Origin of the sequence: Cohnella zeiphila (assembly GCF_014212055.1) — a bacterium.
GTDB lineage: Bacteria > Bacillota > Bacilli > Paenibacillales > Paenibacillaceae > Cohnella > Cohnella zeiphila.
Genome location: NZ_JACJVO010000012.1, coordinates 118,459 through 132,737, shown reverse-complemented (window position 1 = coordinate 132,737; position 14,279 = coordinate 118,459). Strand labels below are relative to the sequence as shown.

Genomic DNA, 14,279 nt, shown 5'->3' with positions numbered 1-14,279 from the left:
GTCAGGAAGGGCGCCCGGCGGAGCGCCCTTCCGTTTCTTTCAGCCCCCGAAATCGCGAGCCTCCTGCTTTCGCTGCTGGCGTCCGTATGCACCGGCCAACGCGGCGGAGATCGCCATAAAGATCGCGCTGGACGCGACGCCGAACCGCAAGCCGTACCGGTCAACCCCTACGCCTCCCACGATCGGACCGATGATCTGCCCCGCGGCAAAAAAAGCGGTGGCCAGACTCAGACATGCCGCATAGGCATGATGCGGGACATGGCGCCGAAGAAGCGCGGTCGTCATCAGCGGCGGGGTAATGAAGGAGACCAGCCCGATCAGGACCGCGCCCGCCGCCGTCCCGAACAGATGGCCGGTCGTGACGCCCAGCGTGCCGATCGTCCCCAGAATCAACCCCGACCCCAGCGTATACCCGCTCGGCCATCGGTCGATGGCTTTGCCCCCGATCCATCCGTTGAATAAACCCGCGAAGCCGATTCCGGACCAGACTAGCCCGGCATAGAGGGATGGAATGCCTTGGCTCGTCAGATAGGGAATCAAATACGTGAAGTAGATGATGTAGCCCCAGCCGAAGAAGAAATAAGAGGCGATCAGGAACAAGAGCTTCTTCGGACTCAGCAGGAGACGGTACACCTTCTCGCCCGCTTGCTCTCGCGGGTTCGATGCCGCCGGCGAGGCAGTGCCCGCCGTTCCCCGCTTCCGAGTCACGTACTCGAATCCGACCGCGGCGATCACGCCGAAGAAGCCCATGGCCGCCCAAGCGTACCGCCACCCCTGCAATTGAGAGGGATCAATCGTCAGAGGGGCGAGCAAGCCCGTCGCCAGAATGCCGGCGGAGCCGCCCAGCCAGATGAGACCCGACGCCACTCCCCGCTCCGCCGGACGGACGGCGTCCATCGCGATGGACAGCACGAGCACCGTGGCGAACGCCGACAACCACCCGATCGCGAACCGCCACAGCCCGAGCTCGGCCGGATGATCGCTGAACGCCGAGCCGACCATGGCCAATCCGAGCAGAATGCAAGTCCATCGGTTGAGGATCGGCTTGCGGTCCGGATATCGCGAGATCAAAGGAGACAGACATAGCGTCCCGGCCAAATAACCGATAAAGTTGACCGTCCCCAGGATACCCAGCTGTCCGTAGCTCCCCCCGATCTCCCGCTGGATTCCCGGTAGAAACATCCCGTAGGAGAGCCTGGAAAAACCGAGGATGACGACAAACAAAAGCGATGCCCACAACGTGATCCAGTTAAATGCGGATTTCGTGCCCATAGCCCCAACTTTCCTTAAAAGAATTTGTCGACCCTAGTGTAAATCCGCGCGAATGTTTTGTAAAATTGAATTATATGAACGAATGATTTGTATTTCTTAAACCAAAGGAGACGACGATGGACCTTCGAGCCCTGAAAACCTTCGAAGCCTGCGTGCGCCTGGGCCATTTCCAGCAAGCCGCCGAGGAGCTCCAGTATGCTCCCTCCACCGTAACCCTTCAGATTCAGCGCCTGGAGGCCGATCTGGGCGTTTCCTTGTTCGTGCGCGACGGCAAACGCGTCATCGTGACCGAAGCCGGCCGATGGCTCCACCGGGAGGCCGCGGCGCTGCTGAGGTCGGTCGGCTCCATGAGGCAGACCGTCGCCGATATCGCGGCGGGAGACGACGGCTCCGTCCGTCTCGCCGCGATCGAGCCCATCGCCAGCCAGAAGCTGGCGGCGATTATCGCCGGCTTCTGCCAATCCCGTCCGAAAGTGGAGCTGTCCATGGAAGTGAGCGGCAGCAAGCTGATCGCGGAGAGGGTGCGGAGCGGCGAGCTGGACTTCGGCGTCTGCGCGGCTCCGCCTGCGAACCTCATGCTCGAGTTCGAGCCGCTGACCGAGGACCGATTAGGGGTTCTGCTGAACGCGAGCCATCCCTTGGCCGATCGGGAAAGCATCGCGACGAGCGACCTCGCCGGGCTCACCGTTCTGGTCAAGGAGCCGACCTGCATCTATCGGGAGCTCTGGGAGACGACGTTTTGTCCGTCCGGGCAAAATCCTTTCACCAGCATCGAGGTCGGGAGTTTCTATGTCATTCAACAAATGGTCCAAGCCGCCTTCGGCGTCGGAATCGTTCCGATGTACAGCGGCTTGGAGCAGGAAGGCACCTTGGTCATCCGGCCCTTCGCCGACTTGAATCCCGTCGTCGCCATGGGCATCGTCTGCAAGGAGAAAAACCACCTGGGCAAAGCCTCGTTGTTGTTAATGGACGCCATAAGGGACTCGTTGTCCTCTAAAGCCGCAAGCTGAAGGCCATCCCTGGCGGGATGGCCCTGCATAATCCAATCCATATTGCATACCCGGATCCGCTTAGAGCAGGTGCATCTTGGCCTCCGCCTCGTCCCACGGCACGGAGTAGCCGGCTCCCTTGGCGCAGAAAATCGAGGAGGACGTATAGAGAGGGTCGGCGTCCTTGCGGTAGCCGATCCGTTCGATCACTTCCTCCGCATTATGGCACCGGTCGTAGCCGCCGAACACGCAGCGGATGCTGCCTCGCCCATGCGTGAAGGAAGCGAGCTCGGTGCTGTAGCTCATAAAAGTCGACACGGGTACCCTTCCCATAATGACCGCATGGGTATCCATCGTCTGCGGCGGCTCGAACGTACCGGAGGCCCGCTGAATATCGGAGAGCACTCTCCCCATCTCGTCGATGCCCACCTTGATTTTGAAGTCGTAGAAGGGCTCCAGCAGCACATTGTCCGCTTTCTCCAACCCCTGCCGCAGCGCGCGAAAAGTCGCCTCGCGGAAGTCGCCGCCGTGCGTATGCTCGTTATGCGAGCCGCCCCGCAGCAAGGTGATCTTCAGATCCGTGACGGGCATCCCCGTCAGCAGGCCGTGGTGCTCCCGCTCGTAGAGATGCGTCCGAATCAGGTTCTGATCCTTCACGCCGAGGTCATCCGGATGACACGCGCTGGCGAATTGAAGCCCGCTCCCGCGTTCCCCCGGTTCCAGCAGAAGATGCACCTCCGCATAATGCCGGAGCGGCTCGAAGTGCCCGTACCCCGTCACGGCGGACTGGATCGTTTCTTTATAGAGAATTTCCGGTTGGCCGAAAGAGATCGCGAAGCCGAACCGATCCTTCACCAGCTGCTCCAGCACCTCCAGCTGGATCAAGCCCATGACGCGAATGTGAATCTCCTGCAGGCTCTCTTCCCAGACGACGTTCAGGGACGGGTCCTCCGCGTTCAGCATGCGGAACGCGCCGAGCACCTGCTGGACGTGAAGCGAGTCGTCGAACTCCACCTTCGATTGCAGCGTCGGCTCCGACTCGTAAGCGAGCCTGTCCGCGATCACCCCCAAGCCTTGACCGGCCTCAGCGGCGGACAAGCCGGCCACCGCGAACAGATCGCCGGCCGCCGCTTGCTCCACCGGCTGCGACTTCAAGCCGTTGACCAGGAAGATCCGCGTGATCTTCTCGTCGTAACGAAGCCCGCCGCTCTCGTAGCTGAGCTGATCCCGGACCTTCAGCGTGCCGCTCAGCGCCTTGATGAACGTGAGCCTCGTCCCGTTCGCATCGTGCTTGATCTTATAAATGCGGCCTCCGAACGGAGCCGTCTCATCATAAGTCGCCGTCGTCAGCAGGCGGAATTGCTCCAGGAATTCCACCACGCCCGCATCTTGCAACGCCGAGCCGTCGGCACAAGGGAAGAGACGGCATTCCCGCACCATTTTCCGCAAGGCGCTCAGCCAGAAAGCTTGGTCTTCCCTCCCCTCCAGGAACGCTTCGAGCAGCGACTCGTCCCGCTCCGCCATCGCCTCCCGCAGCGCCTCTCCGACGACACCGCCGGCGAAATTTGCCGTGAGAGAACAGACATCCCCGGTCAACTGGCGGCGGATGTCCTCTTCGGTTCTGCCCGCATCCGCGCCGACCCGGTCGGTCTTGTTAAGGAAGAAGAACGTCGGAATCCGGTGACGGCGCAGCAGCTGCCAGACCGTCTCCGTATGGCCCTGGACGCCCTCCACCGCGCTGACGATTACGATGGCGTAATCGATAACCTGGATCGCGCGCTCCATCTCCGGAGAGAAATCGACGTGTCCCGGGGTGTCTATCAAATAATAAGTGTCGCCCTTGTATTCCATGATCGCCTGGTCGGCGAACACCGTAATGCCCCGGGCCCGCTCGATGTCGTGGCTGTCCAGAAACGCATCCTGATGGTCCACCCGGCCCCGCGACCGGATGCTGTGGGTATGGTAGAGCAGCTGCTCCGCGAAAGTCGTCTTGCCCGCATCCACGTGGGCGAACAAGCCGATCGTCAGCCGCTTCATCGTTCTTCTCCTCCGCAGCTTCTCATCCTCGCCGTCTCCTTTCCTCGCTCCCGATCCTCGTCAGCCGAGGAGAAGCGGTTGCCCAAGCCGGGCGTATCCGTTATTGCCTGTATGAATCGATCCGAATTTTTCAGGAACATCTTGAACCATTATAGCCGTCAGCGTTGCCAGCGCAAAGAACTGATTATCATTTTTGGAACAAGGGCAGTAAGCCATTAAATCCCCGGCAGCTTGACATGATCAACCATTGCAATGCATAATTAAGAATATTCTTAATTAAGGAGTCTTTTAATTGGCTGCGAAGGACACTCTTAGCCTCATCTTCGCTGCACTCGCCGATCCGACGCGCCGGAACATCCTGACCCGACTGTCACAGAGGGCCGCGACAGTCGGGGAGATCGCCGAGCCCTTCGGGATAAGCGCACCCGCGATCTCCCAGCATCTCAAAGTACTGGAGCGAGCAGGGCTGATCGAACGCACGGCGAACGCCCAGTGGCGGACCTTGAAGATTCGTACCGAGCCTCTTGATGAGGCATCGGCCTGGGTCGAAAAGCACCGCCGCGAGTGGAACCTGCGCTTCGACGCAATGGAAGAGCACCTCAAAACCATGAACTCAGAGGAGGAACAATGAACATGACCGCTTCCGCACCGGAATTCACCATTACCCGCACTCTGAATGCCCGCCGCGAGCTCGTATGGCGCGCTTGGACCGAGAAGAAGGAGCTCGCGGGCTGGTTGCCTTCGACACCCCTGGAGTCCATCTCCTTCGACGTCAGAGAAGGCGGACGCTACCGCTACACGATGGTCAATAGCGAGACCGGCGAGGAGTATCACACCGGAGGCGTGTTCCTCGAAGTCGTACCTTTCGAACGGCTCGTCTTCACCTGGGGCTACCCCGACGATCCCATCGAGAATTCCCCTGTCGTGACCCTAACCCTCACCGCACAGGGCGACCGCACAGAGATGATCTTCCACCTGCGCGGAGTAGCCGGTCACCCCGGCGATAAGTACTATTACGACGGCTGGTCCCATACGCTGGACGACCTGGCGACGCACCTGCGCGACCAGGACCAGTAAAGGCGAAATAATCGCGAATTGCCGTGACCGAACATTTCCGCCGCTATGCCGTGCGTAATTTTGGATGAGTCGGAACCTTACCGGGCCGTCCTCGGGAGCGATCAATTCGCCTGTTTGGGTGGCTCCACTCGCCAGCATCAGCGGCGTTTCGGTGTAAAAGCCGTTACGAAGCGAAGTAAAGGGAATTCCCGAAGCTTGCAGAATTTGCTCTGTTGCCGCTTGGTCAAGCATCGGAGCGAAATGCGATGTCGGAGAAGATCCCATGTGACTGGAGATAGCGAAGCCTTTCGAACAACCGGAAAAAAGCCGTTTCCGTTGTGTTCGCGACGCTCGCTGGATTCGTCGGTTTACAGTCCATGAATAAGAGGCACTTACCCAAACACGCCCCCTCCTCCATGAATAACCTGACTAATAACTCTCCACTCAGATCGTCATCTTGACGGAAGCGAGGTGGCCCATGGCCAATCCCTTGCCCCAAAGCCGAGTCCGCCAAATTGTCCGCCGCTTCGGTCTCATTCCGCTGCGTACGGACTCGGTCGCGTCTTATTACCGCAAGAATGCCGTCGTTCGAGTACAGACGGAGAACGGGGCTTATGCGATGAAGCCCTTTTTCCGAAGCAATCTGCTCCGCACAAGTACAATTGACCAAATAAAAGCAGCCGCAGACTATATACAGCTCTTGATGAATCATGACTTCGACTCCATGCCGAAATGGCTCGCGAGCCATACCGGGAAGTTATGGACTTTACATCAAGGAAGGCCCTTCTACGTATGCCCATGGATCAATGGAAGAAGAATGGAGAGTCAGGAGGATTTCGAAAAGCTTGGACGAGCCCTGGCCTCCTTGCACGAAGCATCCCGTCTTCCCTCTCCCGTCAAAGGCCCCTTCTATAGCCACATCCGGTTATGGCAGAATCAAGACCGTCTCTTTCGCAGACAGACCGCAAAAGCAAGCCAAATGAATAAACGGTTTCGTAGATGGTATAAAAGGTACGGAGCTTCCTGCAACCGAATCTCAGATCGGTCCTGGGCCGAATTAAAGAGCCCGGAGATTGCAGGCCTTCTGGAAAAGGAAATGACTTGTCCCGCATTGATACACAGCGATATTACTCCGCAGAATGTCATCATTGCCGATGACGGGCAGCTTTACATGATCGATTGGGACCGCGTTAAGCCAGGATCCATCTATGTTGACGTAGCAAACGCGCTCATGAACACAACTCACTTTAATCCCGTTTTCATCCATTCGTTGTTAAAAGGATACGAAGAGCTCCGTCCTTTCGACCCGGCCGAACGCCAATTGATTTCTTCCTTATATCGATTGCCCCGGGAAGCTTGGCTTGCCGCTCGGTTCCCTAACCGCTCAAGAAGCCGTAGCATGCTGGACATTATGGAGGAGACCTGGCCTCTTCGATTAAAGGCAATGGAAATATTGGACGAGTGGGCATGAGCTGTCGTCGCTTTTGTTGGAGGGTTTTGAAGCAGAAGATTCGCTCTCCTTGCGGTGGGGAAGATATCTTTAGCCGGTTGTTTGCTCCCAAAAAGGGGTCAAATGGACCGATAGAACCTCAATGACTTCATCAAACATCGTCTCCGCTGTGCGATCTTGCGGGTTCCGGCTCCACTGCAAAGCCGATCCGAATATGCCCCAACTGATAACGAGCGCCATCGCCTCCAATTTTTCTTGCGAAAAGCCCTGGGTGTCCCCTTCATATACCCGTTTAAGCAGGAGTCGATGGAGATCCTGCTGCATGGCATTTTCAAACATCGCTTCAAATTGCTTGTCTCCCGGCGTACGGCATTGTTGAAACTGCAAAAGAAAATCGAATATGGTTTGAATAAGGATTCGCAAATTGTCGGCACTGCATCTTGTTTCTTCTTGCAATCTATCCTTTATAGCCATTTGGAACTTTTCCGTCATCCAATATTCAAGGAACTCATATTTATCCTGAAAATGCGCATAAAATGTTGTTCGATTTACGGTTGCTTGATTCGTGATATCGCGCACCGAAATGGAATAGACGTTTCTCTTTTTCCCAACCAACTCGTTAAAAGCCTGCACGAACAAGTGACGGGTTCTTTTAACACGCGGATCCTCGGGATTTACCGACATTTTACCCCCCTCTTTCTCTTAAACTCAAATAACGGACAAAAGGACAAAAATGTCGGGAACGCAACAAAAACAGCTTTTTGCAGGTTGTTCGCGCAACTCCATCCTTTTATTTTTACCTTATACGTTTATGATTGCACAAACAAAATCGGTGTGCAAACGAAAGGATGAGTGCAGAAATGATTGTTGTTACAGGGGCGAATGGCAAATTAGGCCGGAAGGTTGTGAAGGAGCTTCTAAAGCGTGTTCCTGCCGGGGATATTGGTGTAAGTGTCCGTGATATGAACCAGGCACAGGATCTAAAAGAACGCGGAGTTCGCGTTCGGCAAGGACATTTCGATGATTCCGAAAGTCTTCTTTACGCCTTTGAAGGAGCGTCTCAAGTTCTCATGATCTCGTCCCACTCCTTGGGAGAAGTTGCGGTTCGTCAGCATCAAACCGCAATCGACTCGGCCAAGAAGGCTGGTGTTGGCCGACTGCTGTACACTAGTCAAATGTTTTCATCCGCAACGTCGCATTTTCCTCCTATGAACGTTCATGCTGCTACAGAAGAGATGCTAGAATCTTCAGGAATAGCTTTCACGTCGCTGCGAAACGGCTTTTATGCCGCATCCGCGATAATGTGGATGGGTGATGCCTTGAAAACAGGGGAATTGATGGCTCCGGAGGATGGTCCTGTTGCCTGGACCACCCATTCCGACCTGGCCGAAGCCGCAGCGGTAATCCTGACAGAGCAAACATATGACGGCATAACTCCTCACCTTACGGCTTCCGAAGCGATTGACATGGAAAGAATGGCATCAATTGCTTCCAAGGTCTTGGATCGGCCGATTCGGCGAATTGTCGTGTCGGATGATGAATATCGGAACCACCTGGTGTCCCGAGGACTGTCGGAAGAGATGATCGGCATGCTTACGGGTATGTTTCAAGCAAGCCGACAGGGAGATTTCTCACAGACCAATCCCGCTTTGGAAAACTTGATTGGCAGATCCCCGGTGAATTTTACTGATTTTTTAAAAGACTCGATTTCTCAATAACCCTTTAATATTAAACGTCAAACAGCCCCCCACCTGTCATCAGGTTGAGGGCTGGCTTGGCTAGATATAGGTTATTTAAATGAGCAATTCACCTTGTTCCGGCTTGCCCATTCCATCATGACCTCGACCGCTTCAGGCCGATATTTTTTGCGAAGCATGAATTTCTTTGAATCCAGTCCCTTGTGCAGTTTGATCGATACCCATCCCGTTCTGCGGTGCAGCTTAAGCTCCTTTATTTCTTCTGCCATGTATCTATTGTTTTTGGTTTCAAAATAATCGTCCATAATGAGGATCGGAAATCTTCTTCTTGCATATAACAGCGCGATTGCAAACAAGACTGCCGATAAGAGCAGATTTGTAATGAGTTCGCCAGCTGTCCCTTTCCCAAGAAGAAAGTACCGATTAGATGAAGTGAAAAATGGGATCCACACCGGAATGCAAAAAACTCCTCTTTCAGGTACGAAGAAGGCGTATCTCTTCGGGTACATGGAATCACTCCGTTCTTAAGGAATGATTAGGGTCGATTTTCCGATCGCTACTGCAATTATAACATAGGGGTTGGAAAATGTTTCCGTACAACATTACCCATTCTTCTCGCCGTTATCCGCCCAATAACGCGGCCTGACGCTTATAATGGTCCTCGATATCCAAACATGTCATGGCTTCGATGACAGGCATAATTCGAGGACAATCTCTTTCGCAGTTCCAGCAACCTGCGCCCACGACTCCGACTACAATCCGCGCGGCCGTCTCCCTGCCGGAAGCTCGGCCGCTCCCACGGTGATCGCGTATCTCGTACTTCTTATCGTAGGTCTGATCCGCATGTCCTTGCCTATAAATCATCTTAATGTCGTCGTAAGCAGATGGATGCATGTCTGTGTTGCTCAACACTTCGCACAGCAACGTTCCTGTCGCTATACCCTCAAAGGACCTGATAATATGAGAATGCGTTCATATTCCCTATTTTCTCGGCTGCACTCTGGAAGAAATAGTCGGTAACACGCAAAGCGGCAAGACTGACTTACTTCGGATAGGAGTAAAGCACTTTCATTTCCGCGTCATAAATTACAACATTGGAATAGTTCATAACTCCTTTAACTTCTTTTCCGTAAGGAATTATTGCCCCTTTTCCACTGATGTTTTTGCGATTTATAGTTCCATCTTCAAAGGTTATTTCAACTGTGGATGCTGTTTTGAGTAACTTATCATCATTGATTAGAACTGTAACGAAAGGATTTCTTGATGCTGATCCCGCTATTAGAACGGGAGCATCTGTCATTGTTCCCTCATAAAAGTTTTGATCTTGTATATTTCCATCATCATCTTTGTAAATCAGATGATACCCTTCAATATTAGCCTCGCTGTATAACACTACAGCATAATCATTCATCATTTCTACAGCAATTTTATTTATCTTATTGTCGCGAATGTAGTTATTTATATCATCTTCTGTTAAAGGAGTTGAAGATTGACGAGAGTTTGAACAACCAATCAAAGTAAGAAACAGACCCACAACAAGAAATGTTGTTTTTAATTTATGCATTATCAATTCTCCTTTGCAGGCATCAATTAAAACTAAATAATGGAGTAGATGGGGGTAGCCCCCCATCTACTGAGAATAAACTATATTATATCAAAATAAAATTATCCAATAAAATCAGCGAAATCAATTGAGGTCTGTACACGATAGACCCTTTGAATCCCATCTTTTGTAACATAAATATCAGAAACATCAATTATGTCGGCATCGGTAAACCAACCAATTGGTTGGGTTGCATGGGCATCGTTGCCGAGTCTTGTTATAGATGCATACCAGTTACCAGTTACCGGCTGAGAATCCCATACAATTTTATCACCATCTTTACTCCAGGATGGAGGATAACCAATAGTCATGAGTAAGCCACTGTATTCAGTCGATTGATGCATTACCATTCTGTCAGGATTATATGGATCTGTGCCTAACCACTTAGCATTTTGAATACCATCTGATACGGTTAGACGAGGGATCGAATACCCCGTACATAATCGAAAAATACACCAAATGATGCAGCACTACCAGAAGAGTAAGCGCCGACTTCAGGTTATCGATAAAGAATAGCCGGCCTTCTTGGGAAGCCATGATTCCTCTTCACCTCGATTTCAGTTACATGGGCGGAATAGTCGGAAAAAATTTTGCATTTGCCCGCAGTCGCCGAACAAGCTGACGTTTTGCTCAACTCCAAACTGCCGAAGGTCCCGTTTTACGAGAGCTTTTCCTTCAACCGAAGACGGGAATAAAAGGAACGTCCGATTAGAAGGCCCCCGATGGCAAACACAATCGACACCCAGATTCCGTTCTCGCTCGTAGCCAGATACGAAGGAATTGTCATGTTAATGGTGACTTTCAAGGCAATAAACACGATGAGGATCCCCGTGATCCAGAGCTTCATCTTGCCCGATCCGATCTGCCTGCGGTCCCGAAGAAGCAGGATCCATCCTTGAATCATCCCGGCGACGACGCCCAATACCGTTCCCGACAGCAGCAGGAACCACTCTTCCGTTCCAATTCCCTTCATCGTCAATGCCCATACGACTCCGGCAAGCAGCAGCACCGTTCCGATGAGCCGCGTTCGACCGAGTCCTTTCATGACCATCAGCTCCTTGATTCCGAATTTTTCTTCAACCGTCGCCTGACGGCCTTCATGCCGAACAGCACCCGCAGCACGTTGTTCCTGCGGATAACGAAATGATATAGCACAGAAATCACAAGGCTTACGGCCGCAAGCAGAAAGAGAAGCTTCGCCGGGACCGGCCAACGGAGAGCGTAAATCAGATACCCGATCGTGACAATCACCGGCTGGTGCATCACATAGATGGGCATCGACGCTTCCATGCCGTACGACAGCGCCGGACCGCGGGTTTGCTTCAAATAGCGGTCAGCCAGGAAGAAGACGAACAGCATGCCGCACCAGCAGCTGACGACCCGGTCGAGCACGAAGAGCGCCGACAGTGCGGTTCCGCTTGCGGGGATGCCGTGCCGCATCCATAAGATGAAGATCAGGGTGCTGGAGGCGGCTCCGATCCCCGTCGCAAGTCCGCTCCTGCGCACAAACGCTTGGAAGGGCTCCTTGGAGAAGAAATAAAAGCCGCAGATGTAGATCGTCAAATAATAAAGAATTCCCCAACCGCCCAAATTCCCCGCATCGTTGACCAATGCGGCCAGCACGAACAACGAGACCAGCATCAAAGCAAAATGCCGGATCCCGAACGGCTTCTCCGCCCTTGCCCGCTTCGTCCGTACGAACAACGGCGCGGTCAGAAGCGAGAACAGCAGCAGGAAGAACAAATACCACAGGTGCAAGCCGGCGAAAGCGAAGTTCCCCTGTCCGCCGATATTCAGATAGAGGCCATCAAAATAATGGGGCAGAAAGTCCAGCAGCGACCCGGCGAACTGATGATGACTCGATCTCTCCATATACACCTGAGGCGGAGACAGGACGAAGACGCCGAACGCCAGCGGAACGCCGAGACGCAGCAGCCGCTCCTTCAGAAAGCCCTTCGAATCCCGCTTCTGCAGCGAATAATACGCACTGATCCCGGAGACCGCGAAGAATATCGGCATCATCCCGTTCACGGCAAGGTTCGTATAGGCGAAGATGAAGCCGTTATCCAATTCATTGTTTTTGACATGCCAGGGCTGCGGATTGAAGAACATCGAGCAATGATACAGAACGACGACGAGAGTCATGAGGATGCGGATCCAATCCAGATCCGTCTGCCGTGCGGAGGCGGATGACATCACGGATTTATTCAATAAATCTTCTTCAATAGCTCAATGACTTCTTCCAGGGTGAGGCCAAAGGACTTGTAGTAGGCGGTGTCGATATCCATCTGCTTCAAAATCATCTCATTGCGCATTTCCAGCATCTCCTCCGGTGAAAATTCGGCGACAAAGCAACCTTTGCCGGTGACGGTGTTGATCAGACCGCATCGTTCGAGTTCTTCCCAAGCCTTCTTGACGGTGATGACGCTGACGCGAAGCTCCTGGGCCGCTTGCCGGATGGGGGGCAGAATGTAGCCGCTCGGAAGCTCGCCCTTCAGAATCTGGGAGCTGATCTGTTCGAACAACTGCTGATAAATCGGTTTTTCCGAAGTGTTCGAGATCGATACGTTCATAGAAGTTCCACTTTGAGGAATCGCTGCACCGCAATTCGGTAAGCCGTCAGGGTGAAAGCCGCGAAAAGGACGATTCCGGCAGCCAGGATGGAGGCGTGAAGGCCGATATGCTCGGCGATGGTCACATTGAAAATGTCGGACATGGACTTGTTCTCAATTCCCACCCATTGGACGATTCCGGCATAAATCATAGCGGCGGCAGTGGCCAAAATCAGAGGCACGCTAAATTTATACGCCGTCTTGTAGTACATAGGGATAAGGATGATGTTGAAGATCGCCATCATGACCAAACAGAGCCCCCAGAAGCCCATGGACGGGGCGAAGAATTGGTAGCCGATGTTCAGGTTCGCGTAGACGAGATCATGGATCACGCCGAAGATCGCCGCGAAGCCGATGTGCAGGATCTCCAGGATGACAATAACGGCTACCCTTGCCTTTACCATATCTTTCTTGGTTACGGGCATCATCGAGGTAAACATCATGTCGTTCTGCGTTTTAAAATTGTTGAACATGTTCGGAACCGTGATCCAGTAGAAATACATAGGGACGAGAAAATAGATCCAGCTGGGAATGAGCATGAGCAGTCCCAGCAAAGCAGGGAATACAAAAAACATCCGGTTAATTCCTAACTTCAAATCCTTTATCACCAGGTTATACATACGCAGGCTCCTTCTTCGCGAAGTAGATCATAATTTCCTCAAGACTCGGCGTGGCGGCTTTGATGCCGGACGAGGGATCGAAGTCTTGGGAGCGGATCAATCCCGTAAAGCCGAACGAATTGACTTTGTAGGAGATCATCCGATCCTTCACCCGGCTCAGCTCGTTCTCGCTGCCGTTCAGCAGCAGATAGGACTCCTTGAACTCTTCCTTCTCGGCGCTGTTCACGATTTGCCCGTCGGCGATGAAGGTAATGTAATCCGCGCACTTTTCCAAATCGGTGGTAATGTGGGTCGAGAACAGAATGCTGATCTCGCCGCCTGAGACGAGCTGCTGGAACAGATCCAGCAGATCGTCCCGGGCCACCGGATCGAGCCCGCTTGTCGGTTCGTCGAGAATGAGCAGCTTTGCTCCATGGGATAAGGCAAGGGCCAGGCTGTACTTGACCTTCATCCCCGTCGACAATTCGATGATTTTCTTATTCTCGTCCAATTTGAATCGTCTCAGAAAGCCGGAATAGGCGGCCTCGTCCCAATTCTTATAGAACCTCTTGATCACGTCGGTCAACGTTTTGATCTTGTTGCGGTTATAAAAATCGATGCCGCCGAAGGCGCATCCGATCTCCTGCTTCAGCTCGATCTCGTGTTCGGCCATGTTCTTTCCCAGAACGCGAATCTCGCCGCTGTCGGTTTGGATCATTCTCATGATCGATTTGATCGTCGTGGTCTTGCCTGCCCCGTTGGCACCGATAAAGCCCATAATATAGCCCTTCTCCAATTGGAACGATACGTCCTTCAGCTCGAAGTTGGGGTATTTCTTATTTAAATTCCGGATGTCCAGCGCCAGCATACCGTACCTCCTCATCAAGATTGTGTATATCGTGTATGCACAATATATCACGGGGAGTTTGGGGAAGTCAACGGCTCCATAAAAATTGGAAAAAAA

General features: G+C 53.1%; 17 protein-coding genes. 5 read left to right on the top strand and 12 right to left on the bottom strand.

Annotated elements, in window-relative coordinates; genetic code table 11:
• Positions 1-39: 39 nt before the first annotated feature.
• A complete protein-coding gene (locus H7C18_RS11395) occupies positions 40-1,272 on the bottom strand; it encodes a YbfB/YjiJ family MFS transporter (protein ID WP_185129180.1) in 1,233 nt (410 codons plus the stop codon).
• Between the two features lie 116 nt (positions 1,273-1,388).
• Between H7C18_RS11395 and H7C18_RS11390 the strand changes: the two genes are divergently transcribed.
• On the top strand, positions 1,389-2,282 hold the full coding sequence (locus H7C18_RS11390) for a LysR family transcriptional regulator (RefSeq protein WP_185129179.1): 894 nt from the start codon (positions 1,389-1,391) through the stop codon (positions 2,280-2,282).
• 60 nt (positions 2,283-2,342) lie between these two features.
• Here H7C18_RS11390 and H7C18_RS11385 read toward each other — a convergent pair whose 3' ends face one another.
• A complete protein-coding gene (locus H7C18_RS11385; protein ID WP_185129178.1) occupies positions 2,343-4,298 on the bottom strand; it encodes an elongation factor G in 1,956 nt (651 codons plus the stop codon).
• Positions 4,299-4,590: 292 nt separating this feature from the next.
• On the opposite strand from H7C18_RS11385, the gene H7C18_RS11380 reads away from it, so the two are divergent.
• The 3 genes from H7C18_RS11380 (at position 4,591) to H7C18_RS11370 (ending at position 6,825) form a co-directional block, all read left to right on the top strand.
• Entirely contained in the window at positions 4,591-4,929 is a 339-nt protein-coding gene (locus tag H7C18_RS11380) for an ArsR/SmtB family transcription factor (protein WP_185129177.1), read from the top strand.
• 104 nt (positions 4,930-5,033) lie between these two features.
• A complete protein-coding gene (locus H7C18_RS11375) occupies positions 5,034-5,375 on the top strand; it encodes an SRPBCC family protein (RefSeq protein ID WP_238357636.1) in 342 nt (113 codons plus the stop codon).
• A gap of 457 nt (positions 5,376-5,832) precedes the next feature.
• The gene (locus H7C18_RS11370) at positions 5,833-6,825 is read left to right on the top strand and encodes a phosphotransferase (protein WP_185129175.1); all 993 of its coding nucleotides are present in this window, start codon (positions 5,833-5,835) and stop codon (positions 6,823-6,825) included.
• Positions 6,826-6,894: 69 nt separating this feature from the next.
• Here H7C18_RS11370 and H7C18_RS11365 read toward each other — a convergent pair whose 3' ends face one another.
• Positions 6,895-7,488, bottom strand: a complete 594-nt coding sequence (locus H7C18_RS11365) for a TetR family transcriptional regulator (protein ID WP_185129174.1) — start codon at positions 7,486-7,488, stop codon at positions 6,895-6,897.
• Positions 7,489-7,664: 176 nt separating this feature from the next.
• On the opposite strand from H7C18_RS11365, the gene H7C18_RS11360 reads away from it, so the two are divergent.
• Positions 7,665-8,522, top strand: a complete 858-nt coding sequence (locus tag H7C18_RS11360) for an SDR family oxidoreductase (protein ID WP_185129173.1) — start codon at positions 7,665-7,667, stop codon at positions 8,520-8,522.
• Positions 8,523-8,593: 71 nt separating this feature from the next.
• On the opposite strand, the gene H7C18_RS11355 is transcribed toward H7C18_RS11360, so the two are convergent.
• The 9 genes from H7C18_RS11355 to H7C18_RS11315 form a co-directional block, all read right to left on the bottom strand.
• Positions 8,594-9,010 carry a hypothetical protein gene (locus tag H7C18_RS11355; protein WP_185129172.1) on the bottom strand — a complete coding sequence of 139 codons (417 nt, stop codon included), beginning with the start codon at positions 9,008-9,010 and terminating at the stop codon, positions 8,594-8,596.
• Between the two features lie 112 nt (positions 9,011-9,122).
• Positions 9,123-9,395: a chorismate synthase gene (locus H7C18_RS11350; RefSeq protein WP_238357650.1), complete on the bottom strand. Its 273-nt coding sequence runs from the start codon at positions 9,393-9,395 to the stop codon at positions 9,123-9,125.
• A 148-nt stretch (positions 9,396-9,543) separates the two neighbouring features.
• The gene (locus tag H7C18_RS11345; protein WP_185129171.1) at positions 9,544-10,065 is read right to left on the bottom strand and encodes a hypothetical protein; all 522 of its coding nucleotides are present in this window, start codon (positions 10,063-10,065) and stop codon (positions 9,544-9,546) included.
• A gap of 101 nt (positions 10,066-10,166) precedes the next feature.
• The gene (locus H7C18_RS11340; protein WP_185129170.1) at positions 10,167-10,415 is read right to left on the bottom strand and encodes a hypothetical protein; all 249 of its coding nucleotides are present in this window, start codon (positions 10,413-10,415) and stop codon (positions 10,167-10,169) included.
• A gap of 347 nt (positions 10,416-10,762) precedes the next feature.
• Positions 10,763-11,149, bottom strand: coding sequence for a hypothetical protein (locus H7C18_RS11335; protein WP_185129169.1), 387 nt, complete (start codon positions 11,147-11,149; stop codon positions 10,763-10,765).
• Positions 11,150-11,154: 5 nt separating this feature from the next.
• On the bottom strand, positions 11,155-12,315 hold the full coding sequence (locus H7C18_RS11330; RefSeq protein ID WP_238357635.1) for an acyltransferase family protein: 1,161 nt from the start codon (positions 12,313-12,315) through the stop codon (positions 11,155-11,157).
• Positions 12,312-12,677: a GntR family transcriptional regulator gene (locus H7C18_RS11325; protein WP_185129168.1), complete on the bottom strand. Its 366-nt coding sequence runs from the start codon at positions 12,675-12,677 to the stop codon at positions 12,312-12,314. The genes H7C18_RS11330 and H7C18_RS11325 overlap by 4 nt, the downstream gene beginning before the upstream one ends.
• On the bottom strand, positions 12,674-13,336 hold the full coding sequence (locus tag H7C18_RS11320; RefSeq protein ID WP_185129167.1) for an ABC-2 transporter permease: 663 nt from the start codon (positions 13,334-13,336) through the stop codon (positions 12,674-12,676). Before H7C18_RS11320 ends, H7C18_RS11325 begins: the two co-directional genes overlap by 4 nt.
• Positions 13,329-14,183: an ABC transporter ATP-binding protein gene (locus H7C18_RS11315; RefSeq protein ID WP_185129166.1), complete on the bottom strand. Its 855-nt coding sequence runs from the start codon at positions 14,181-14,183 to the stop codon at positions 13,329-13,331. Before H7C18_RS11315 ends, H7C18_RS11320 begins: the two co-directional genes overlap by 8 nt.
• Positions 14,184-14,279 lie beyond the last annotated feature (96 nt).